This window comes from Nocardia transvalensis, assembly GCF_015477765.1.
GTDB classification, from domain to species: domain Bacteria; phylum Actinomycetota; class Actinomycetes; order Mycobacteriales; family Mycobacteriaceae; genus Nocardia; species Nocardia transvalensis_A.
The window spans coordinates 651,255-673,381 of the sequence record NZ_JADLQQ010000002.1 but is presented as its reverse complement, the minus strand read 5'-3'; the positions used below and the strand labels follow the sequence as shown (position 1 = coordinate 673,381).

Genomic DNA, 22,127 nt, shown 5'->3' with positions numbered 1-22,127 from the left:
TCTCGCCCGGAGTTCGGCTGGCCCGCTGCCGGTGGGCAATCCTCCGACCGCCACACCCGCACGCACCGCCCATCCGGTCCTCGTCCTGGCCACCACCACCGACCCCATCACCCCGTACCCCGCAGCCGTGCGGGCGCAGCAACTGCTGCTCGGCAGCACACTGCTCACCCGCGACGGTGTCGGGCACGGGGTGTACGGCCGCGACCCGGCGATCACCACCGCCGCCGATCGCTATCTGCTCGCGGCCTGACTTATAGAGCGCCGTAGAGACCGCCCGCGTCGATGGTCACTGTGGTGCCCGAAATGTAGGCGGCGCGGTCGGACAGCAGGAACTCCACCGTGTCGGCGACCTCGGCGGGCGTACCGATGCGGGCCGCAGGGTTTTTCGCGCGCAGGTGTTCCAGTAGTTGGTCGTGCAGTCCGGCGAGCATATCGGTGTCGATGACGCCGGGGCAGACGGCGTTGACACGGATCCCGTGCCGGGCGTATTCGACGGCCAGGGCTCTGGTCATGCCGACGACGGCATGTTTGGCGGCGGTGTAGGACACCGACAGGCTGTCGGCGGCGCGCAGCCCGGCCACGGACGAGCAGTTCACCACCGCGCCACCGTGGTCCACCATCAGGCGTAGTTCGTGGCGCAGGCAGCGGGCCAGGGCGGTGACGTTGACCGCGAGAACGGCGTCGAATTGCGCGGGATCGGCGTCGTGGAAGTGGGTGCCGCGCAGAATCGTGTCGGTGCCGATCACCCCCGCGCAGTTGAACGCGCCCACCAGGCGTCCACGCGTGGCCACAGCGGCGAAGAACTGCTCGACCTCGTCGGGACGGGTGACGTCGGCGGCCACGAAATCGACCGTGTCACCGAGCTTCTCGGCCAGCGCGGCACCGGCCTCCCGGTCGCGACCGCAGAAGACGACGCGGCGGGCGGGATCGGCGGCGAGCACCTCGACGGTGGCGGCCCCGATGCCCCGGGTCGCACCCACCACGGCGAAGACCGGGTCGGCAGGGGCTGATGTCGTCATCGGATCGGTACCTATCGTGCGGCGGTGACGGTGAGGCTGCGAACGAGCCGGTCGGCGATCTCGCCCAGCGCGTCGGGGTCGTGAACGGCCGTGACGGTGGTGCGCAATCCGCCCCCGGGCCGCCCGGTCCAATTCCCCGACAGCGGGAGGGCAAAGATTCCGGCATCGAGGGCGGCGTGGAACCAGCGTGCGGTGTCGTCCGCCCCGGGCAGATACAGCGGAACGATCGAGCTCTGCGAGGATCCGATGTCGAATCCGGCCGCTTGCAACGCCTCGGCCCAGATCGTGCGGTTGGTGTGCAGACGCGCGGTGAGCGCGGGGCCGTCGTCGAGCACGAGGCCGACGGCGTCGGCGGCCAGATGCGCCGCCAGTGGTGAGAGGGCCGTGGAGAACGTGGCGCCGCGATGTCGTCGCAGGCGCGTGGCGAACTCGCCGGAGCAGGCGACGAACCCGCCGCCCGCCGCCAGCGCCTTACCCAGGGACCCTATGCGAACATCCACACACCCCGGCAACTCGTAATGCGCTTCGATGCCGCGGCCGTCGCCGAGCTGACCGATCGAGGAGGCCTCGTCGAGAATCAGGAGGGCATCGTGCTCGCGGGCGCAGGTGGCCAGTCCCGGAAGATCGACAATGTCGCCGCCGACGCTGAAGATCGCCTCGCTCACGATGACCCGCCGCCCACCGGTCCGCGTGCGCCGCAACGCCGCGTCGAGGTCGTCGGAGTCGTTGTGCCGGAAGGGATGCAGGGTGGCCTCGGACATCAGACAGCCGTCGCGCACCGAGCGATGGCATCGTTCGTCGACGAACAGCTGGTCCCCGGGCCCGGCGAGGGCCGGGATCGCGGAGATATTGGCCAGGTAGGCGGAGCTGTAGAGGATGACCGTGTCACGATCGAGCAGCGCGCGCAGATTTCCGGCCAGGCGTTCGTGGGTGAGGGTGTACCCGTTGACCTCGGGCGAGCCGTGCGACCCCAGCGACGGCGTCGTCCGGACGAACTCCACCAGCCCGGCACGGATGCGGGGGTCGCTCGACAGGCCGAGGTAGCTGTTGGAACACAGATGATCCAGTCGCCGCCCCGCCGCCTCGATGGCCGTCTCGGTGACCCGGGTGATGGGCCCGAGCAGTTTTCGCACATCGAGGGGTTCGGCCGCACCGTTGCCGGTGGTCGCGGCGGGCCGGGTCCGGGGAGCGGCCCCGTCGAGTCCGGTCAGCAGTTCGGTAGCACTGAGCGCGGTGGTGGCGTCGGCCCGGGCGGAGGCGGGCAGGCGGCCGAGCAGGGCGGCGAACCGCAACGAATCCACGCCCAGGTCGGCCAGCGGGACGGACAGATCCGGGTCGTCGACGCCGGTGAGGCGGCGCAGATAGTCGTGCACCACTCCCGCCGAGCCGTGTGATGCGGTGGGCGCGGGCGCATCCGGATCCTCGAGATATCTGCCGAGCGCGTCGGTGTCGATCTTCCGGTTGTGAGTCATCGGCAGGCCGGGGATCGTGATCACCCGGTGCGGCAGCATATAGGACGGGAGCCGTTCGGCCAGTGCGGCGCGAAAAGCGTTGGGCTCGAATCGGATCGTCGGCGACTCCGGTACGAGGAAGACCGCGAGCGCGGGCGCGTCGTCGAGGTCGAAGCTGATGGCGGCGGCGTCGCGCACCGCGGGCATGGCCAGGCATCGGGCCGTGAGGTCGTGCAGCTCCACCCGGTAGCCGTTGATCTTCACCTGGCTGTCGGCGCGTCCGGCGTAGTGGACGCCGTAGCGGATCGTTCGGTAGCCGAGGTCCCCGGTCAGATAGGTCGGCGTATCGTCCGCGGGCGGTGTTCCGGCGGGCAGGCCGGTGCGGAATCGGGCCTCGGTCAGGGCCGGGTCGCCGATGTAGCCGAGCGCGATCTGGGGCGAGCGCACCGCGATCTGACCGGTCTGCCACGGCACGCAGACCCGGCCTGCCGCGGTGAGCACCAGGACGTCGACATCGGCCATCCCGTGCCCCACCGGCACGATTGCGGGCAGCTCGGAGTCCTGGCGATCGACTTCGAAAAAGGCTACGGCCCTTTGTGTTTCGGTCGCGCCGTACAGATTCACGATGCGGGCGCGCGGAGCAAGGGCCACGAGTGTCTCGACGTGCTCACGCGTGAGAGTGGAGCCGACCAGAAACACCATCCGCAGCTGCGTCAGGGTTCGGGCGGCGATGGCGAGCAGAGTGATCGCCGACGGATTGACGCACACCACCTGCACCCCGGATTCGTCGAGCCACTGCCCGAACGCCGCCGACACCATCTCCTCGGCGGGTGGGACGACGATGGTGGCGCCGAGGTAGAGCGGGGTGATGATGTCGCGTTGCAGCGGATCGTGTCCCAGCGCCGAACACATGCCGAAACGGGCGTCCCGCAGCGGTCCCAGATGGCGATCCATCCAGTCGAAGAAGTAGGTCAGCGAGCTGTAGCGGCCACGCACGGCCTTCGGTGTGCCCGAGGTGCCGGAGGTGAAGGTGACCACCGCGCACTCGTCCGGGCCGAGCCGCTCCTGGTCGTACCGTTCATCCTCGGTGCCGGTGGGCGCGGCGGGCAGGTCACGCCAGGCGTCGGGCAACTCGAGACCGGCCATGTCGACAACCGCCGCGGCGTTCGCGGCCTCGGCGCACACACGCAGATAGGCCGGCGGGGCCGCGGGGTTGGCAATGGCTAGGGCGACACCGAGTTTCATCGCGGCCACCACGATCGCGACCAGCTGCTCGTCGCGGCGCGGGACCAGCAGCAGCACATCCCCGCGTCGCAGGCCGCGGTCGCTCAGATCGGCGGCGATCGCATTCGCCGTGGCGTTCAGCTCGGCATAAGTGATGGTGCGCGTGGCGGTTTCGATGGCGACCCGATCAGGGTGGGCACGCGCGACGGCGACGAACCGCGTCACGAACTGTTGCGGCTGTCCCTCGATCGGCGCGAGATGCCCGGCGCCGGTGCAGAGGTCGGCGGCCAGCGTGGCGGCGATCTGCTGGATGGGCAGGCCGTCGGTGGCCCAGGCCGACGGTGACCACAGTCGTGCGATGCTGGTGAGGACATCGTGCTCATCGATGCCGAGCCGGTCGGCCGTGCTCAGCGTCAGTGTGCCGGTGGCCGGATCGAATCCGAGAGCCGTCGCCGGTCGCAGTCGGTCGATCAACTCGTCGGTGGCACCACCGATCGAGATGAGGTGTCCGCCGACTGTCGGTGCCGCCGGAGATTCGGAAGCCGCGAGGTGGAGCCGGTGCAGATCGGCCGGGGTGTGGGTGTCGGGGTCCACCGCGGACACATCGACCCGGAACGGCCGCGTATCCGGCCCGGCGGCGATCACGATATCGGTGCGGATGGTGAAGACGCGGTCGAGGAGGACATGCACCGCCAGCGCCACCACGACCGGATCGCCGGGCCCGCCATCCACGTCGAGCGCGATCACGCCGGTCCGATAACCCGCCGCGACGATGCCGCTGTTCGATTGTCTCAATTGTTCCTCACAGCAAGCGATTCGAGTACCTGTCGGGGCGCGCTCGAACCTCATGCTCCACTTCCGATCTTCGACCGGACAGCCCACACTTCTCGGGTCCCCCGATCGGGTAAGACCCTTGGACCGCTTCGTGTTTCGATCAGGCCCGATCGGTGGAATCCGTCCGGCCAGGCTCTCCGGCAAGTGTCGCGCTCAGGGTCTCGATCCACCAGTCGAGCATGCGATCGCGCGCGGCCGCGTCCAGTCCGGCGCTCCTGCGGAATTCACCGCCGAACAACGGCTCCATCGCGACGGCCTGGTGCAATGCGGCCACCGTCAGCTGGATCGCCTCGCGCGAGGGCGGTGTCCGTCCGGTGGCCGCGCAGTGTTGCCGCGCCTGGGCGTGCAGCCGGTCCACCACCTCATCGAGCATTCCGCTGCCGGTATCCCGCCAGCCGGACCGGTGCAGCGCGAGCGCGAGTTCGGCGTAACCGTCGGCGTACACCGCAGACAGCGTGCGCACCAGCTCAGCCGGGTCGATCGGGCCGTCGGTCCACGCGCCCAGCACGGTGTGAAGTTCGGCCTTCAGGGTGGACCCGCCGAAGCGCAGCAGCGCCTCGAGCAGTTGGTCACGCGTGCCGAAGTGGTGATTGACCGCGGCGTCGGATACCCCGATCGCGGCGGCGACGGCACGCACCTGCACGGCGGCCGGACCGCCCGCGGCGAGCAGTTTGCTCGCCGCCTCGAGGATCATCCGCTTGGCGTCATCGGGTTTGCGCCGCACACGAGTGGACATTCGCCGAGTTTACCTTGACCAGTCAAGGTAAACTCCCCTACCTTGGAGGATCGAGGTAAGGGAGGCGGCGCCGTGCACGCACAATCCACGATTCCGGCGATGACCGAGCTCGCGGCGACGCTGGGCGTCGCGATCGACGATCCGACGCCGCCCCGCGAGTTCCACTACTCCCGTGCGGGCTGCCGGTTGCACGGATTGGACTGGGGCGGAACAGGATCCCCCGTACTTCTGCTGCACGGCGGCAAATTGACCGCGCACACATGGGATTTCGTCTGCCTCGGCCTGCGCGGCGATGCCCGGCTGGTCGCCCTGGATCTGCGTGGTCACGGCGACAGCGACTGGTCCGACGACTACCGCATCGACACCATGGCGGCCGACGTCGTCGCGGCGGCCGAGCACCTCGGCTTCGATCGGGTCCGGATGGTCGGCATGTCGCTCGGCGGCGTGGTCGCGGCCCAGGTCGCCGAGTCGCGTCCCGACCTGGTGGAGGGGCTGGCGCTCATCGATGTCGCACCCGGCTCGGACTTCGACAGCACCGCGCGAATGCGGAAGTTCATTCTCGGGCTCGGTCCGGTGCGGGAACTCGAGACGGTCGTGGAGGCCGCGATGCGGGTCAATCCCCGCGCCAACCGCGCGGTCGTCGGCTACCGCATGAGCACACTGTTTCGCCGTGCGCCCGAGGGCAATTGGGTGCCGAAGGCCGATCCGGGCCCACCCGACTTCCCGGCGATTCTCGCGGCCGTCGATCGCCTGCCCGAGCGGCTGGCCGGGGTGCCGGTGCTGTTGGTGCGCGGCGAACGCAGCAAGGTGCTCTCCCAGGCCACCGCCGAACGCTTGGTCGAGCGCATCCCGCGCGGCGAACTCGCGGTGGTACCGGATGCGGGACACAATGTGCAGGAGGACAATCCGGCCGCGCTGATCACCGCATTGCGTACCTTCCTCATTTCGTGAGGCTTTTATTTCCGGGAGAGATATTTGCAGGGTGGCCAAAGCCGTGGCAGAGCGTATAAGATTTGCTAGGTCCTCCATTGGTTCGATGGGCTGTGGCGTGGAGGCACAATGACGGATGAGGCATGCGACCTAGGAGTCGCAAGGACGCCCGCGCATCGCAGAAATCGGGAGATAGCATCCCGACAGCAACGGTCCGGTCGTGAGGAATCGCGTCGCGGGCAGGTGCTGACGACCAAGATAAGCCTGGAAATGCCGACCGGTCTGTCTTTCGAGGACTGGGAGCGGGCCGGACGCCAACTCAGCGGGATTGTCAATTCTTCGTCGTGGTGGCTCGGCGACTGGCTCGTATACGGCAAGCAGCACTACACCGACCGATATCAGCGTGGAATTCGCTCTGCCGGATTGCAATATCAGACGCTCCGCAACTATGCGTGGGTCTCCCGGCGGTTCGAGTTCCATCGGCGGCGGGCGTCACTGAGTTTCCAGCATCACGCCGATGTCGCCTCCCTTCCGGTCGACGAGCAGGAATTGTGGCTCGATCGTGCAGAGCGGATGCGATGGACCACCAAGCAACTCCGCGAGGCGATCGGCGCCGCGCGCGAGCAGCAACGCGAAGGTCGGCGGTTCGAGCCGAAGCGGCGGCTCTCGGTGCCCGACAGTCATATCCGGTCGTGGCACAGGGCAGCGCAGCAGACGGGATTCGACCTCGAGCAGTGGGTGCTGGTGACGCTCGACAACGCGGCGAAGCAGATCCTGGCAGAACGAGAGGAGGAATAGGCTCGCGCGACGACTACGGTTCGGCCGTCGCCGGAGTCGAACCCGTGCTCAGCCGACCCACCTCTTCGACGAGTCGCTCGGTCAGCCGCACCGGCACCGAATGCTGCTGTGCCATACGCAGCAACGCGCCGCCGATCGCATCCAACTCCAGCGGGCGTCCGGCCTCGGCATCGCGCTGCATCGACGATTTGGCCTCCGCCGGGAATCCGTCGTAGAAGCGCAGGGCGGCATCGATGTCGGCGGGTACGCCACAGGCGCGGCTCACTTCGGCGATCTCGGTGAGGAGGGCGAGCAGCTCCGCGCGGTGCCTGGTGCGGATATCGCCGACGGGACACCGATAGCGCGTGGTCGTCAGGGCGAACGGGGCAAGGAAGAACAATTTGCCCCAGAGCATGGCGGTTTCGTCATCTCGTACCTGGGCGCGCACTCCCGCGCCGTCGAGCACCGCCGCCAGCGCGTCGAGCCGTTCCCGGGGCGCGGTGGAACTGGCGAGGTCGATCTCGGCGAACGGACTGCCGTGCACGATGGATCCGGGCGCCGTCCGGGTCGACTCGACCCTGATCACGCCGGGCGCGACGCGATCCGGCCGGTACCGCTCACGCAGGACGGCCGGATGCTCGATTCCGTTGAGCAGCGGCACGATCAGGCCGTCCCCCAGCGCGGCGGCTGGGACGCGGTCGAGTGCCGTGCCCAGGGCGTGCTGTTTGACGGTGACCAGGCACGCATCGACCGGTTCTCGCAATTCGGTATCCGCCTCGACCTGCACGGCGAAATCCCCGAACGTCCCGCTGCGCACGCGCACCCCGTGTTCCCGCAGCGCCTGCGCCGTATCCGGGCCGCCCAGGAAGATCACTCGGTGCCCGGCCCGCGCCAGCAGTGCACCCACCAGTCCCCCGACACCGCCGGGACCGAGTACCGCCACACGCGACGGTTGCATCGTGCTCATTCCAGTCCTCCCGTTCCTAGGTGCCCGGAGAAAGCCAGACATCCTCGACGTTCAAGTCCTCGATCCGGTACTTGCCGAGCGCGCTGACGAGAAGCCGCAGCTCCAGATTCAGACATGCCAGCAGGTTGGTCAGCCCCTGATCGGCGTCCTCGTCGGCGGCGACCAGCGCCGCCCTGCCCAGCCCGACGGCAGAGGCGCCCAGTGCCAAGCACTTTACGACTCGGGCCCCCTCCCAGCACCGTCCCGAGACCAGCAGGCTGTGGCCGTGCCGTTCGCGATCGGCCACGCGGCGCAGGCATTCGGCCAGCGGCAGGCCGACGTGGTCGAGAAATGCCCGCGGGGCCCAGCCCGCGCCGCCCTCGGCCCCGTCGACGGTGACCGCATCGGCGCCGGCGGCCCACGCGACCTCGGCCGCGTCGGCCACGTCCCGGGCCGGTGGCAGCTTCACCCAGATGCGGCAGCGCGGATAGTTGTTGCGCATCAGCCGAATCTGCTGGCGCAGAATCTCGTTGGTGAATGTGCCGGGGGTGGCCGAGCGCAGCACCGGGGCGGCGGGACCGTCGTAGATGTCGACGATGTCGTACTGCGCCGACAGGTCGGCGGCTCGTTCCCGGGGTATGAGTGTCATGCCGCCGAGGCCTGGCTTCGCGCCCTGTCCCACTTTCAGCTCGAAGCCCAGACGACCGGTGACCAGCAGCGGCTCGCTCGCCGGGTCGCTGTACACCAAGTTCCAGACCTCGGCGTCGGCGTCCTCGGTACTCTGCTGGACGATCACGCCCCCGACGTCCTCGGGCGCATTCTTGGTGTATTCGGTGAGCCGCCGCAGCAGTGAGCTCGGCCGTTCCTGCTCCATTCGGCCGTATCCGGAGACGGGCACGATGTTTTCGCCGATCACCATCGGCACGCCCGCCGCGCCGGCCTGCCGGGCCACCACATCCCCGAGATCGCCGTCGGCCACCGCGGTGGATCCGAACGCGGACACATACACCGGCAGGGTCGAACGCAGACCACCGATGGTGGTGGTCGGATCGACATCTCCCGCGAGTGGCTCCCGGCCCAGATCGAACATCTTCTCCTCGCGCAACGGCACGAACACCGGTGGTACCAGCCGAGCACGGTCGATCGCGTCCGGCGCGTGAGGGTTCGGCGCCACCGCGTCGTACCCCTGTCCGAACAGTGTCCAGCTGTAGCGTTCGTACTCGGGAAATGCCGACCCCGCCGCCGCTCGCGCCCGCGCCCGCACTTCCCGTTCCGGGAATCCGGGTGCCGTCAGAAAGCTCATGGACGCCGCTCCCCCGGCAGCTTCGGATACGCGGTGACCTGCCAGACCGCGTCCGAACCGCACAGGAAGCGGGTGAACCGTTCGACTCCGAGGCCGAAGCCCGCACTCGATGGCAGACCCTCGCGGGCCACCGTGAGATACCACTCGTATTTGGCTGGGTTCTCACCGGTTTCGCGTATCCGAGTCAGCAATGTGCGATAGTCCGACTCCCGCTCGCTGCCGCTCATCATCTCGCCGAACCCGCCCGGGAAGATCAGGTCGAAGTTGTGCAGCACGCCGGGCTGGTCGGGATTCTCCTTGTCGTAGAAGCCGCGAGAGCCCTTCGGGTAGTCGCAGATGAAGAAGGGGCGGGTGGCGGCCTCGGAGAGCAGTTCTTCGCCCTCCCACTCGATCTCGGTGTGTTCGCGCTGGTCATATCCCAGCTTGCGGACCTCCGTCACCGCGGTGGAGTGACGCATGCGGTCGTACGGGCCGGAGAGAACCTGCTTCAGCTGCTCCGGATCGCGGTTCAGGATCTGCAGCTCGTGCAGCGCGCTGCTCAGCACGTATTCCACCGCGTACTTCGTCAGGCGCTCGGCCACATCCATGGCGTCCGCGCGGGTTCCGCCCGCGATCTCCACGTCGAGCTGGTGGAATTCGGCCAGGTGCCGATGGGTCACCGCGGTCTCCAGTGGCTCCAGGCGCACATTGGGGGCCACGTGGAAGATCTTGTCGAAGGCCAGTAACGACGCCTGCTTGTAGAGGATTCCGCTGGTCATCAGCTTGTACCGATGACCGTAGTAGTCGATGTCGACCTGCTTTGCGCCCCGTGCCCCCGGATCGGTCACCGGACCGATGATCGGCGGCAGGAGCTCGGTGAATCCCTCCGCGGTGAGGAATTCCCGTGCGGCGGCCAGGAATCGCCCCTGCACGGCCAGGGCCGCAATCGTTCGTTCCGACGTGAGATGCGCACGCGGCGGTGGGAGCGCAGATCCGGTCGATTCAGTCGATCCAGCAGTCAAGTCCGGTCCGTTTCGAATAGTAGTAACGACAGTATCGGGTACCGAGTATTCGAGTTATCCTCCCCCTCAGGTTATCGAGAAATGAGCGAACCTTCGTCGTACCCCGGACCCCGTGACGCCATCATGTTATAGCGCTGCCGTCACCGGTCCCCACCGCGGCCAAATTGTCTCGTGCCCGAACGGAAGTATCCAACCCCCCGATCGGGGGATGGACGCTTCCGTACTCGGCCGCGACCGTCCATCCCCCAACCGGGGGGTTCCACCGCGGGTAACTATCGGTGTACCTTTCATCGCAGGGTCGGGGGCCAGAGACGGTGTTCGAATTCCGCCGAGAGCGTCGGGGGTTATTCCATATCCCTCATGCGTGAATTGCGCGCAGGTGGCATTCGATCAGCTACTACCAACATCGATGTTGATTACCTTCCCGCCTCCGTTTCGAAACCGGAAGTGAACGCCAAACACAATGAACACCGCCCGCCCGAACTTCGCTCCACTGTCCGATTCAGCAAACGCCGACTCGGGACAGTTGAGTTTCCATTGGTGTTCGCCGTTGGACAGCGGGCAGCAGAAGGCCACCGAGAAGTATCAGGTCGGCGCGCTCGACTTCGACGGGATCGTGGACTTCGCCCAGGAGGCCGACGAACTCGGCGTCCCCTCCCTGCTGATGGGGATCGCCCACTACATGCCCGACCCGCTGCCGATGATCGGCGCACTGGTCCGGGAGACCGAGCGCGTCACCTTCATCCTCGCCTACCGGCCCGGCCTGCTCTCGCCGACCCTGTTCACGCAGGTGGTGAACACGATCTCGTGGATGTCCAATGGACGGATCGCGCTGAACCTGGTGGCCGGCATCTCCCCGGCGGAGCAGGCCTACTACGGCGATTACGTGGCCCACGACGGACGCTACGCCCGCACCCAGGAATTCCTCGATATCTGCCATCGGTTCTGGCGCGGGGAGAAACCGCTGTCCTACGAAGGCGACCATTATGTGATCAAGGAGGCCGACCTCGGACTGGGTTATCTGGGCGGCGGCAGGCCGACGATCTATCTCAGCGGCGCCTCCGGCATCGCCCAGGAGACGGCCACCATGTACAGCGACTGCTGGCTGCGCTACGGCGACACACCGGAGGGCATCGCGACCGCGGCCCGGCCGGTGCTGGACAAGGGAACCCGGGTCGGCATTCGGATGCATGTGCTGGCCAGGGAGACTCGCGCGCAGGCTCTCGCGGATCTCGCCGCGATGCAAGAGAATCCGGACGAAGCGCACCGGGCGTGGGTCGAGCAGTTCGTGGCGGCCGCCGACTCCGAGGCCGTGAAGACCTCCTTCCGGCTCGCCGCGCAGGCCGACAACGACTGGCTGTCGCCGATGATCTACTCCGGCTTCGTGCCCTACCGCGGCGGGCCCGCGCTGTGCGTGGTCGGCAGCTATCAGGAGGTGGCCGACTACCTCTACAGCTACAAGGCGGCGGGCGTCAGCGAGTTCATCTTCTCCGGCTGGCCCACGCGCAGCGAGATGCGGATCTTCTACACCCATGTGCTGCCGCTCATCCGGGAACATGAACGCGGCGGACAGCCGGCATGATGCGGCAGGCGATGTCGCGGCATCGCGCACTGTTCGGCACCGGTGTACTGCTCGGGCTGATCGCCGAACAGGTTGTGCTGTTCGCGGTGCCGTTGTTGATCTTCCAGGACACCAAGGAGGTGTCGAGCCTCGGCTTCGCCTTCGCGCTGGAATGGTTGCCCGGATTGATCGCTTATCCGTTCGCCGGACTGCTCGCCGACCGCGACGGCGGCGCACGGCTGTTCAGCCGCGTCGCGGTGATGCGGGCGCTCATCCTGATCACCGTCGTCCTGGTGTGCCTTGCCCAACCCGGTTGGACCGCAGCCATATTGATGACCGGTGGCGCCTTCCTGTCGGTCTGCGTGGCGCCGATCCGGATGTCGATCGAGAAGATGGTGCCGCAGCTGGCCCAGGGCACTCAGGTCGCGACCATGCAGTCGCTGGTGCAGAACATGGAGTTGCTGGCCATGGCGCTCGGGCCCGCCCTGGCGACCGCGGCCGCGCTGCTGCTCGGCAAGCTGTGGCTGCTGCTCATCGCGGCCGCCGCCTTCGGCATCAGCGCGCTGACCTGGCTGCCGCTCCCCCGGCCGGAGCGTGGCCCCGCCGTCCGCCAGACCACCCGTGAGGTGCTCGCGGAGCTGGCGATCGGCTGGCGGCTGCTGGTGAGCATCCGCCCGGTACTGCTGCTCGGCATCCTCAACTTCACCATCAACCTGGTGGTCGCCGTGCTGCTCGCGGTGAACCCCGCGCTGATCACCGATGTCTTCGACGCGCCCGACGCCGCGTACGGGCTGCTCAATGCGGCGGTCGGTGTGACCGGCCTGCTCAATCTGCTCCTGATTCCGCTGGTGTTGCGGCGCTTCGGCATCGGGCTCATCGGGGTGACCGGCTTCTGCCTGATGTGCGTGGCGTTCATGGCGGCCGCCGCCGCCCCGTCCTACCCGATCTATGCCCCGGCGTTCGTCCTGGTGCTCGCGGGCGTCGCGCTCTACAACGTCTACAACCGCACCCAGCGGTTGAAGGTGATTCCCGGCGAGCACCTCGGCAAGGTCATGGGGCCGTTCTATCTGCTCAACCTGATTTCCTATCCGATCGCGGGACTGATGATCGGTGGTCTGAGTACCACCATCGGCCCCCAGCGGCTGGCGCTGTGGATGGGCTGCCTGCTCTGCCTGTTCGGCGCGGTATTCCTGCCGTTGACAATGGCCAGCTTTCGCAAGGCACTGTCGGCTCGCGAAAACGCAACAGTTGAGGTCGTGGCATGAATATGAGCTTCAGGTGCGTGCTGAGCACCGTCGAATCCGATGCGCACCTGTGGAATCTGGTGTACCTGCAGAAGCTGCTCGAGGAGCAGGGCGCGTGGGTGCGCAACCTCGGCACCTGCACTCCGATCGACGACGTGGCGGCCGCCGTCCGGCAGGACCGGCCCGAGCTGCTCGTCGTATCGAGCGTCAACGGACACGGTTTCCACGGCGGGCAGGTGCTGCTGTCCACGCTGCGCGAACGCGGACTCGAGATCCCCTGCGTCATCGGCGGCAAGCTGACCACTGCGGTCTCCGACGACGACCGGGTCCGCCGCGAACTGCTCGAGCTGGGCTATACCGACGTCTTCACCGGTGAGGACGCCATCGACCGCTTCCGCGGCTTCCTGCGTTTCGGTATGGCGCAGGGCTTTTCGGCCTGGCGCGCGGATCCGGCGCCGATCGCTCCGTGGGACAGCCAGAACGTCACACCGGAGGTGATCTGATGCATATCGTCGTCGTCAACCGCTGGCCGCGGTACTTCGACGGGAACCGCTGGGACAACGAGCTCACCCGCTACGAGGAGTTCATCGATCACGACGCCAACCGGGTGAGCTACGTGGTGGACGGTCCGGGCGCGGAGGGTGTGCTGGCGGATCCGGCGAAGATCGCCTGTCGGGTGCGGGTCGAGGATGTCAACGACCCGGTCGAGCTCGAGGCGGCCGTCCGCGAGATCGTCGCGCGCGCCGGACCGGTGGACGAGCTGATCGCCCTGTCGGAGTTCACGCTGGAGATCGCGGCCCGGGTGCGCGAGGCCGTCGGAATTCCCGGCCCGACCGTCGCCGAGGTCGCGGTCTACCGGGACAAGGTGCGGATGAAGCAACTGCTGGCCGAGGCGGGCGTGCGGGTGCCCCGCTTCGCCGCCTGCACCGGCGCCGAGCAGGTGCGAGCCTTCGCGGCATCGTGCGGATATCCGCTGATCCTGAAACCGGTCGGCTCCGCGGCCAGTATCGGGGTGCTGAAGGTGCACACGGCGGCGGAGCTGGAGGCCGCGCTGGCCGAGGTCGACCTGAACGGTTACGAGATCGAGGAATTCGTCGCCGGGGACATCTATCACATCGACGGATTCGTGGACGACGACTCCCACGTCGTCTTCCAGGCGGTCTCCCGCTACATCAACGACTGCCTGTCCTTCGCGCACGGCACCCCGCTCGGCTCGGTGCTGCTGGGGCGTTCGCCGCTGCGCACACGGCTCGAGGAGTTCTCGCGGGAGGTCGTCGCGACGCTGCGGTTGCGCCGCCTGCCGTTCCACCTCGAGGTCTTCGTGACACCGGGCGGCGAGACGGTCTTCCTGGAGATCGGTGGCCGGGTGGGCGGCGCGGATGTCCCGCATCTGCTCAACAAGGCCTTCGGGGTCAACCTCTACGAGTTGTGGCTGCGGGCACTGTCGGGCGGTCCCGTCGCGGTGCCGACGAAAACCGTTGACACCTCGGGGGGTTGGCTGATCATGCCGAAATCCGCCGAACACGCCGAGCGGGTGGTGCGGGTGACCTCCATGCGCGAACAGGTGCCGATCGTCTGGCGGGAGTTGCTGCCCGCACCGGGCGAGGTGCTGCCCCCGGGGGTCATCTACGACGCGCTGCATCACGGGCGCTTCATCCTGCTGCACGACGACGAGCACGTCGTCGAGGCGGGAATCCGGAAGATCATGGAGAACTTCGAGTGCGAGGCGGAAGCGTTGTGAGCGGGCACGACGATCGGGCGCGCTACGACCGGCTGATCGGATTCTTCACCGACGCCGAGCGGCACGGGGTGGCGGCGGTCGGCGACAAGCTGATCGAGGCCGCCGGTGGCCTCGACCGGATCTCCGGCTACCGGGTCCTCGTCGCCTACGGCGGCGGTAAGGACAGCACCTATGTGGTGGCGTTCGTCCGCGCGGTGCAGCTGCATCTGCAGCTCACCCACGGCCGCACCTTCCTCATGCGGGTGGCGAATATGCGCCACGCCGGTGTGCCCCGGGCGGTGATGGAGAACATCGATCGGGTGTATTCGGCGCTGGGGCTGCTCGAGGACGAGCGGGCCGAACTGCTCACCGTCGATCACACCGAAATCCGCCGCTTCCGTGTCGATCTGCCGCTGCCGGACCAGCTGGTGGCGATCAACCGGTTGGACGTGCTGATGAACGGGCACCGGGCGGCCGGCGACGGACGCCCCACCTTCTGCAACAGCTGCAACCTCGCCGTGGCCGATTTCTACGGCCGCGCCGCCTGGTGGCGCGGCGGTGTCGACGCCATCATGACCGGTGATTCCCGGCGCGAACAAGCGCTCTACGCCGCGTGGATTCTGCGCCTGGCCAAGGGAATCGGCATCGATGTGCAGCGCCGCGGCATGACCTTCCAGGATCTGCTGACCGCGCTGCGCGGCATCGGCGACGCCTACTTCCGGGAACTGTTCGGTGCCGACGGTGCGCACGAGCTGGCCCAGCGCGAGGTGGCCGTCGGCGACCGGTCGGTGCAGCCCACCTTCGTCTCCATCTACGACCTGGTCAGCTATCGGGTGCACGACCACTGGGACCTGGTGGTGGATTTCCTCGGCTTCCGCTTCGACGACCTGGCCTTCAGTTTCACCGAATCCGACTGTGCCAACCCGACTTTGATGGCGCACCTGCGGGGTCTGCGGGCCGAGTACGTGGAGGGGCGCACCTATGCGGCGGGTATCGGCGAATATCTGCAGTTCGCCGAGACGATGATGCGCAAGAAGGAGATGCCCGACGAACTCATCCGGCTCGCCCTCGATCGCTACCGGTCGCCGGAGCGGATCGCCGAACGGCGCAGGCTGGCAAGCGAATTCGCCGAGCAGGCCTTCGGGCTGCCGGAGCGGGCGCTGGTTGCCATGGTCTTCTCGCCGTTCACCGATCGGGGTGCGCGGCTGGCGGACTACATGAAACGCTGCCATCCCGAGCGCATCGACGAGATCCCGGCACTGCACGCCGCGCTGCGCGGCGAACCGGGCAGCGACGAGGCTGCCGCCTGGCTGGAAGACATTGCGGGGCTGACCATCACCCATCTGCGGACGCTCTACGGCAGCTCGCTGGTGGACTTCGCGGCCGACGACACGGTCATGGCCCGGGTGCGCGCGGGCGATCCGCACAAATCTCAGGTGGACACCGTCGATGCGCGATCGGGCCGCCCGACCGTCGAACTGATCTCGGGTCGATGAAGTGAGCGGTTACCTCGACCGTTTCGTGGCGGACCGGGCCCGCGAGGGACGGCTGGTCGTCCAGCCGCGCATGGGGTTCGGCAGCCCGCAGGCCATGCGGAATGGTCTCGCCCGGGTTGCCGCCCTGGACCTTCCGGTGATCGGCACGCTGACGCTCGACAGCTACACCCGCGTCGGCGATTACGTCACTCCGCTGGAAAGTCTCGCCGCCGGAGAGGAATTGAACGGATATCCGCTCATCTCGCATCCGGTCGAGGACACCAGGGCACTGCTCACCGGACTGTACGGGCCGCAATTTCCGGTCCAGGTGCGTCACGGGACCGCACTGCCGTTGCGGGTCTTCCAGAAGCTGATCGAGGTCGGCCTGGATGCCACCGAGGGCGGCCCGGTCTCCTACTGCCTGCCCTACAGCAGAGTGCCTCTGCGCCGAGCGGTTTCGGACTGGGCCGACAGCTGCCGACTACTGGCCGACGAAACCGAGTCCGGCCATGTGGAGAGCTTCGGCGGCTGCCTGCTCGGTCAGCTCTGCCCGCCGTCGCTGTTGGTCGCGATGACGGTGCTGGAGGGCTGCTTCTTCCGTCAGCACGGGCTGCGGCACATGTCGCTCAGCTATGCGCAGGGGACGCTGGCCGAGCAGGACCGCGGTGCGCTGCGGGCACTGCGGTCCCTGGCCGCCGCATACCTGGGCGATGTGACCTGGCACGTGGTGCTCTACACCTATATGGGCCTTTTCCCGAAGACGCCGGACGGCGCGACCCGGCTCATTCGCGACAGCGCCCGCCTGGCCCGCGATTCGGGCTGCGAACGGCTGATCGTGAAAACCGTGTCGGAGGCCTGGCAGATTCCGTCGGTCGCCGAAAACGTTGCGGCGCTTCGCCTTGCGGCGCAGGAGGCGGCCGGGCCGCCCGATCCGCCGGGGCCTGCCGAGGACGGCTATTTCGACGAGGTCCTCCACGAGGCACGGATTCTCATAGACACCGTGCTCGATCTCGACCCCGATATCGGAGCGGGGCTGATCGAGGCGTTCGAGACCGGGCTGCTCGACATCCCGTACTGCCTGCACAGCGACAACCTGGGCGCGACAACCTGCGTCATCGACGACGCGGGTGCGTTGCGGTGGGGGTCACCCGGGCGGCTTCCGCTGCCCGGGTGCTCCGGGCGCGAGGACCACGACAGGCTCGCCTCCGACCGGCTCTACGCGATGCTCGGCCACGTCGCGAACCGGTACGACAGCCGACTGGTCCCCTGATCGACCGATGGGATACACGATGACCGAAGATCACTCCGACCTGCCCACGGTGGTGCTGGTGGACGCGCTGTCCACGGGAGCGCTGCTGGCGCGCCGGGCACAGCACCGATATCGGGTGGTCCACGTCCGGTCGCGTTCGGAACTGCCCGCCACCTTCTCCGCGAGCCTGCCGACCGAGCTGTTCGCGGAGGATCTCACCTACCCGGACCGCGCCGACGACGTGCTGCGCCGGCTGGGCGAGCTGGAGCCGGTCGCGGTCATCGCGGCCAGCGAGTTCGGGGTCGAGGCCGCCGACGAGATCGCCGCCAAACTGGGCCTGCGCGGTAATGATCCGGCGCTTTCACACGCCCGGCGCGACAAGTTCCACATGATGGAGGCGGTGGCGGGCGCGGGGCTGCGCACGGTCAGGCAGCGACGCGGCAGTACGGCGGAGGCGCTGCTGCAGTGGCGCCGCGAGGCGGGCATCGGGCGCACGGTGATCAAACCGCTGGACAGTGCGGGATCCGACGACGTGTTCATCAGCTCGACGGAGGCCGAGATCCGCGCCGCGGTTCGGGCGATCATCGGTAAGACGAATCTGATGCTGCGGACCAACGAGGCGGCGCTGGCCCAGGAGTATCTGGTCGGCGACGAGTACATCGTCAATTCGGTGAGCAGGGACGGCAGGCACTGGTTCACCGATGCGTGGATCAGCCGCAAGGTGACGGTGCGTGACCGCAGGATCTACGACTACGAGGACCTGCTGTCGCCGGATGAGCCGCGCTTCACCGAGATTCGCCGATACGTCACGGGCGTGCTGGACGCGCTCGGCATCGCGAACGGGCCCGCGCACACCGAACTGATCTACACGGCGGACGGCCCGGTGCTGCTGGAGACCGGAGCCCGGCTGTCGGGCCTGGCCAACCCGCAGGCACTCGATCGCGGCACCGGCGTGAACCAGGTGGACCTCACCATGGATTGCTTCCTCGGCGACGGTCGCGCCCTCGCGGCCCAGCCCCCGGTCTATGCGCGGCGCCAGCCGGAACGGTGCGTCAATCTGATCGCCCACCGCCGTACACCGCTACCCGCCCACACGCTTCGGCTTGCGCTACAACAACTTCCAGCTTTCGAAAGCGTACGCTTCCGCATCGCCGACCAGGCAATGACCACCCCGACGGTCGACCTCAACTCCTCCCCGGGCGTCGTGTTCCTGGTGCACGAGGACGCCGCCGAGATCGAGCGCTCGTACCGGTCGCTGCGTCGTCTGGAGCATCAGCTGTTGTAGCAACGAGGGGGAAGGGCCTCAGATGATTTCTCGCCCATCGCAACCGGTTTCAGCCCGCTCCGTGGCGCCGCCCGCGGCAGGAGCGGACGGTCGACCGTCACCGCTGGATGTACTGATATACGAGTATCCCGGGCTGACGGCCGGTGCCGTTCTGCACCTGCGCGGGACCCCGCCGCGGCTCGATGACCTTCGTTCCCACGTGGCAGGGCGGCTGGATGCCGTGCCCGCGCTGTCGACGGTGATGGAAGGGCAAGGGCTGCACGCCCGTTGGGCCGCGCGGCCGCCGCGGCTCGAGCACCATGTTCACGAGCGGCAGGTATCCGCCGACGAGACGGTGCAGGCGGTGATGCGGGAGCTCAGCCGGGCACCCTTCCCCTCCGGAGGCCCGCGATGGGATCTCACCATCCTGCACGGATACGTGTCCGGCAGGTACGCGATCGTATACCGGGCCCAGCACGGGCTCCAGGACGGCGGTGCGCTGGCATACACATTGGAGACCCTCTTCAGCGGCCGTGCCATCGAGCATGCGCAATCGTCCGGCGTGGCCAGGGTGCTGCTCGACCCGCCCTCCCCGACCCTGCGGCAGACGGCGGCGGTCGCCTCACTGCTGGCTCGTTCCAATGCGAAGACCGACCTGTGGCCCCACCCCGAATACGGCTACTCCCAGGAGCAGTCGCTGCACTGGGCCGACGTTCCCACGGCCGTCCTACGTGAGGCGGCTCGTCGGCATGGCGGCACAACCAATGACGCCTACGTCGCATGCGTTGCCCGCACCTTCAACCACTGGTTGGCCGCGCATGCGGCGCACGCCTCGGGCGCGGTTCTGCCGTTGAACGTGGCCGTCAATTTCCGTCCGCCCGCCGATGCCGCCGTCCCCGGCAACAGGTCGGTCGCTCTGCGCGTCATGCTGCCCGGCCATGCCGCGCCCAGGGCGGGCTCCCTCGGGGCGGCCATCCGAGCCACCGCCCCGCTGAAGTCTGCGGCGCACCGCGAGGCCGTGCGCCGGTTGATCCAACGTATCCCGCGGGGGCTGGTGCACCGGTCGATGCGGCCGTTTCTCGCCCCGGAACGAGGGGCAATCTTCTGCTCGCACGTGACCTTTCGCAATCCCCTGCACTGGCGGGAGGATCCGGTCGAGACCATCGAGCCGCTGGTCCTGCTGCCCTTGGGGGCACCGGCCGCAGCGGTGCTCTACAACTACCAGGAGCGTTCTTCGGTCCTGTTCGTCAGCGACGCTGCACTGCCGGAAATGGATATTCTGCACCACACCTGGCAGGAGCAGGCGCATCAGCTGGGCGACTCGTAGGTAGGGGCGGCTACATCTGGCGCCCCGTGATCAGGTCCGCGAGAGAGGTCAGGGCGCGGAATCCGTCCGCGGTCAGGTCCGCCGTGGTCAGGCAGTCGATGGCGGCCGACCTTTGACGGTCCGCTTCCTCCTGCGCCCAGCGGCGGCCCCCGGCCTCCTCGATGAGGTAGGCGGCCTCGCGGATCTCGTTGTCGCTCAAGGGGTCTGTGCGGCGGTAGAGCGCGGCCAGACGGTTGGCGGGGGCGGTTCCGGTGGACAGTGCGGCCGCCACCGGCAGGGACTTCTTGTGGCGCCGCAGATCTGCGCCCACGGGCTTGCCGGTGGCCGAGGTGTCGCCCCAGATGCCCAGGAGGTCGTCGACCAGTTGGAAGGCGATACCGATGCGGTGGCCGAACTCGCGCAGGCAGCGCACCTGCCGGTCGTCCGCATCCGCCGCGAGCGCGCCGAGCGCGCAGGACCCGGCGAGCAGCGCCGCGGTCTTCCCGGCCGCCATGCGCAGGCACTCGTCGAGGCTCACGTCGGTGCGCGTCTCGAAGGACAGGTCCGCGCTTTGCCCCGCGACCAATTCGAGAAGGGCCCCGCACAACTCGCGCACGGCGTCGAGGCACAGCTCCGGTGAGCGTTCCGCGATGACGTCCAGGGCGATCACCAGCAGCGCGTCCCCCGACAGCACCGCCTGGGCGTCGCCGAAGACCGACCACACCGTGCGGCGGCCCCTGCGCAGCACGTCGCCGTCCATGAGATCGTCGTGCACCACCGAGAAGTTGTGGATGAGCTCCACCGCCGCGGCGGGCGCCACGGCCTGCTCGGGCCGTGCCCCCAGAGCCTGCGCGGACGCGAGGACCAGAGCCGAGCGCACGCCCTTGCCCCAGTCGCCGTCGGCGGGCAGGCCCGCCTCGTCCGACCAGCCGAAGTGGTATGCGACCACCGAACGCACCGGTTCGGCGAGCCGGTCCACGGCCCTGCGCAGCTCCGGCTCCGTCAACTTTCGGGAACGCTCGAGCAGTTGCCAGGCATCGGCGGCGTGGCTCGCGGGCCCCAGGAAATCCGTCGCGGTCACGGCTCGACCGCCATCAGTGCGGGCTCCAGATACTCCTCGGGCAGCACCCCATCGGCAACCGCCCGGTATCGCTTGCTGCGGCTCGACCAGTCGAGGTTGCCGCGCATCCAGGTGCGCATGCCCGCGAGATACGGGTCGAGCACGCCTGCGTGCTCGGGGAATGTGGCCAGAAGTTCACGCTCCAGGTCCAGGAACAGCCGCGTCTGCGCCGAGATCGCCGCGCACACGCGCTCGAGCGCCTCGTCGGTGCCGAGCCCTCGGTGGTGCTCCACGACGAGGACGAGGTTGTGGACCTCGCCCAGGGAGCGCTCCTTCTCCAGCGAGTACACGTCGTTCGTCCAGCACACGACGTTGCAGGCCGCGTCGAGCGCGGCGGCGAACTGCGGACTGGCATAGACGTTTTCGGGTACGTCGATGCGTTCTACGATGTCGATGAGGTCCATGCAGACGTAGATGGCGCCGGTGTGGCGGCGCTTCTCGATGTAGGTCTCCTCGTCCGGGACGATGCCCTCGATCCTGTTGCGCGCCTCCCAGGTCGCGGCCGTGGTGAGGCACTCGTCCAGGTGCCGGATGTAGCGGCGGCGCCAGGCGGGCGTGGCATCGGCCGCGGTGCGCTGCCACAGGTCGGCGAGCGAGGACACGGCCACCGGGGCGTCCGGGTCGGCCGCGGCGGCCGCCCCGAAGTCGGGGCTCTCGAGGACCGAGCGCATCCGGGACACCACCGTCCCCACGTGCTCGGGGCTGCGCCCCACCTTCCCGTCGTCCAGCTGGTCGTCGACGAGGAACAGCCAGGCAAACCAGTCCGACATCAGGTCCAGGTGCGCGGCGTCGGCCGTGGGATATACGACGGCCGCGAACCAGCCGAAGTCCGCCTTCTCGAAACGCTTCCTCGCGGCTTCGCGGTGCACGAGCCCGATCCGGCGCGTCCACTCGTCGAGATGCGCGCGCGTCTGCTCGGCGTGCGGATTGATGCGAAAGGGAAAGGGGGCGAAGATCTCCGGCACAG

Annotated in this window: 19 protein-coding genes; 11 read left to right on the top strand and 8 right to left on the bottom strand. The window is 68.2% G+C overall.

Translation table 11 applies throughout. From position 1 onward, the window contains the following. The first annotated feature begins 31 nt into the window (after positions 1-31). The gene (locus IU452_RS07150) at positions 32-250 is read left to right on the top strand and encodes an alpha/beta hydrolase (protein WP_195108078.1); all 219 of its coding nucleotides are present in this window, start codon (positions 32-34) and stop codon (positions 248-250) included. Between the two features lies 1 nt (position 251). Here the strand turns inward: IU452_RS07150 and IU452_RS07145 are convergent, their stop codons facing one another. The 3 genes from IU452_RS07145 to IU452_RS07135 all read right to left on the bottom strand — a co-directional run bounded on the left by IU452_RS07145 (position 252) and on the right by IU452_RS07135 (position 5,264). Further along, the gene (locus tag IU452_RS07145; RefSeq protein WP_195108077.1) at positions 252-1,019 is read right to left on the bottom strand and encodes an SDR family NAD(P)-dependent oxidoreductase; all 768 of its coding nucleotides are present in this window, start codon (positions 1,017-1,019) and stop codon (positions 252-254) included. An 11-nt stretch (positions 1,020-1,030) separates the two neighbouring features. Next, a complete protein-coding gene (locus IU452_RS07140) occupies positions 1,031-4,489 on the bottom strand; it encodes an aminotransferase class I/II-fold pyridoxal phosphate-dependent enzyme (RefSeq protein WP_195108076.1) in 3,459 nt (1,152 codons plus the stop codon). A gap of 139 nt (positions 4,490-4,628) precedes the next feature. Then, the gene (locus IU452_RS07135) at positions 4,629-5,264 is read right to left on the bottom strand and encodes a TetR/AcrR family transcriptional regulator (RefSeq protein ID WP_195108075.1); all 636 of its coding nucleotides are present in this window, start codon (positions 5,262-5,264) and stop codon (positions 4,629-4,631) included. Positions 5,265-5,363: 99 nt separating this feature from the next. On the opposite strand from IU452_RS07135, the gene IU452_RS07130 reads away from it, so the two are divergent. Continuing rightward, a complete protein-coding gene (locus IU452_RS07130; RefSeq protein ID WP_195108074.1) occupies positions 5,364-6,215 on the top strand; it encodes an alpha/beta fold hydrolase in 852 nt (283 codons plus the stop codon). Positions 6,216-6,437: 222 nt separating this feature from the next. Then, positions 6,438-6,992, top strand: a complete 555-nt coding sequence (locus IU452_RS07125) for an LmbU family transcriptional regulator (RefSeq protein WP_324192480.1) — start codon at positions 6,438-6,440, stop codon at positions 6,990-6,992. A 13-nt stretch (positions 6,993-7,005) separates the two neighbouring features. Here the strand turns inward: IU452_RS07125 and IU452_RS07120 are convergent, their stop codons facing one another. From IU452_RS07120 to IU452_RS07110, 3 genes are read right to left on the bottom strand one after another with little or no spacing between them, the layout of a single operon-like run. Then, positions 7,006-7,938, bottom strand: a complete 933-nt coding sequence (locus IU452_RS07120; protein ID WP_195108072.1) for a ketopantoate reductase family protein — start codon at positions 7,936-7,938, stop codon at positions 7,006-7,008. A gap of 16 nt (positions 7,939-7,954) precedes the next feature. Then, entirely contained in the window at positions 7,955-9,220 is a 1,266-nt protein-coding gene (locus tag IU452_RS07115; protein ID WP_195108071.1) for a glutamate synthase-related protein, read from the bottom strand. Beyond that, positions 9,217-10,221, bottom strand: a complete 1,005-nt coding sequence (locus tag IU452_RS07110; protein WP_195108070.1) for an asparagine synthetase A — start codon at positions 10,219-10,221, stop codon at positions 9,217-9,219. Before IU452_RS07110 ends, IU452_RS07115 begins: the two co-directional genes overlap by 4 nt. Positions 10,222-10,684: 463 nt before the next feature. On the opposite strand from IU452_RS07110, the gene IU452_RS07105 reads away from it, so the two are divergent. The 8 genes from IU452_RS07105 to IU452_RS07070 all read left to right on the top strand — a co-directional run bounded on the left by IU452_RS07105 (position 10,685) and on the right by IU452_RS07070 (position 20,061). After that, positions 10,685-11,803: an LLM class flavin-dependent oxidoreductase gene (locus IU452_RS07105; protein WP_195108069.1), complete on the top strand. Its 1,119-nt coding sequence runs from the start codon at positions 10,685-10,687 to the stop codon at positions 11,801-11,803. Next, positions 11,800-13,047 carry an MFS transporter gene (locus IU452_RS07100; RefSeq protein WP_195108068.1) on the top strand — a complete coding sequence of 416 codons (1,248 nt, stop codon included), beginning with the start codon at positions 11,800-11,802 and terminating at the stop codon, positions 13,045-13,047. Before IU452_RS07105 ends, IU452_RS07100 begins: the two co-directional genes overlap by 4 nt. Before the next feature lie 2 nt (positions 13,048-13,049). Then, positions 13,050-13,529 (top strand): cobalamin B12-binding domain-containing protein, encoded by a 480-nt coding sequence (locus IU452_RS07095; RefSeq protein WP_228816711.1) that lies wholly within the window; start codon positions 13,050-13,052, stop codon positions 13,527-13,529. Beyond that, positions 13,529-14,767 carry an ATP-grasp domain-containing protein gene (locus IU452_RS07090; protein ID WP_195108066.1) on the top strand — a complete coding sequence of 413 codons (1,239 nt, stop codon included), beginning with the start codon at positions 13,529-13,531 and terminating at the stop codon, positions 14,765-14,767. Before IU452_RS07095 ends, IU452_RS07090 begins: the two co-directional genes overlap by 1 nt. Then, entirely contained in the window at positions 14,764-16,242 is a 1,479-nt protein-coding gene (locus tag IU452_RS07085; RefSeq protein WP_195108065.1) for a hypothetical protein, read from the top strand. Before IU452_RS07090 ends, IU452_RS07085 begins: the two co-directional genes overlap by 4 nt. Before the next feature lies 1 nt (position 16,243). Then, complete coding sequence (locus IU452_RS07080; RefSeq protein WP_195108064.1) at positions 16,244-17,491, top strand: methylaspartate mutase; 1,248 nt, start codon at positions 16,244-16,246, stop codon at positions 17,489-17,491. A gap of 19 nt (positions 17,492-17,510) precedes the next feature. After that, positions 17,511-18,755 carry an ATP-grasp domain-containing protein gene (locus IU452_RS07075; RefSeq protein WP_195108063.1) on the top strand — a complete coding sequence of 415 codons (1,245 nt, stop codon included), beginning with the start codon at positions 17,511-17,513 and terminating at the stop codon, positions 18,753-18,755. A gap of 199 nt (positions 18,756-18,954) precedes the next feature. Further along, entirely contained in the window at positions 18,955-20,061 is a 1,107-nt protein-coding gene (locus IU452_RS07070) for a hypothetical protein (RefSeq protein ID WP_195108062.1), read from the top strand. Positions 20,062-20,071: 10 nt separating this feature from the next. Here the strand turns inward: IU452_RS07070 and IU452_RS07065 are convergent, their stop codons facing one another. Both IU452_RS07065 and IU452_RS07060 read right to left on the bottom strand, forming a co-directional pair. Beyond that, complete coding sequence (locus IU452_RS07065; RefSeq protein WP_324192479.1) at positions 20,072-21,121, bottom strand: polyprenyl synthetase family protein; 1,050 nt, start codon at positions 21,119-21,121, stop codon at positions 20,072-20,074. Then, positions 21,118-22,125 (bottom strand): terpene synthase family protein, encoded by a 1,008-nt coding sequence (locus IU452_RS07060; RefSeq protein WP_324192478.1) that lies wholly within the window; start codon positions 22,123-22,125, stop codon positions 21,118-21,120. The genes IU452_RS07065 and IU452_RS07060 overlap by 4 nt, the downstream gene beginning before the upstream one ends. Positions 22,126-22,127: the final 2 nt, after the last annotated feature.

Bases quoted from the DNA above. Each gene is read 5' to 3' on its own strand.
- IU452_RS07145 (WP_195108077.1), bottom strand. From the start codon at position 1,019: ATGACGACATCAGCCCCTGCCGACCCGGTCTTCGCCGTGGTGGGTGCG.
- IU452_RS07130 (WP_195108074.1), top strand. From the start codon at position 5,364: ATGACCGAGCTCGCGGCGACGCTGGGCGTCGCGATCGACGATCCGACG.
- IU452_RS07075 (WP_195108063.1), top strand. From the start codon at position 17,511: ATGACCGAAGATCACTCCGACCTGCCCACGGTGGTGCTGGTGGACGCG.
- IU452_RS07095 (WP_228816711.1), top strand. From the start codon at position 13,050: ATGAGCTTCAGGTGCGTGCTGAGCACCGTCGAATCCGATGCGCACCTG.
- IU452_RS07100 (WP_195108068.1), top strand. From the start codon at position 11,800: ATGATGCGGCAGGCGATGTCGCGGCATCGCGCACTGTTCGGCACCGGT.
- IU452_RS07090 (WP_195108066.1), top strand. From the start codon at position 13,529: ATGCATATCGTCGTCGTCAACCGCTGGCCGCGGTACTTCGACGGGAAC.
- IU452_RS07120 (WP_195108072.1), bottom strand. From the start codon at position 7,938: ATGAGCACGATGCAACCGTCGCGTGTGGCGGTACTCGGTCCCGGCGGT.
- IU452_RS07135 (WP_195108075.1), bottom strand. From the start codon at position 5,264: ATGTCCACTCGTGTGCGGCGCAAACCCGATGACGCCAAGCGGATGATC.
- IU452_RS07105 (WP_195108069.1), top strand. From the start codon at position 10,685: ATGAACACCGCCCGCCCGAACTTCGCTCCACTGTCCGATTCAGCAAAC.
- IU452_RS07115 (WP_195108071.1), bottom strand. From the start codon at position 9,220: ATGAGCTTTCTGACGGCACCCGGATTCCCGGAACGGGAAGTGCGGGCG.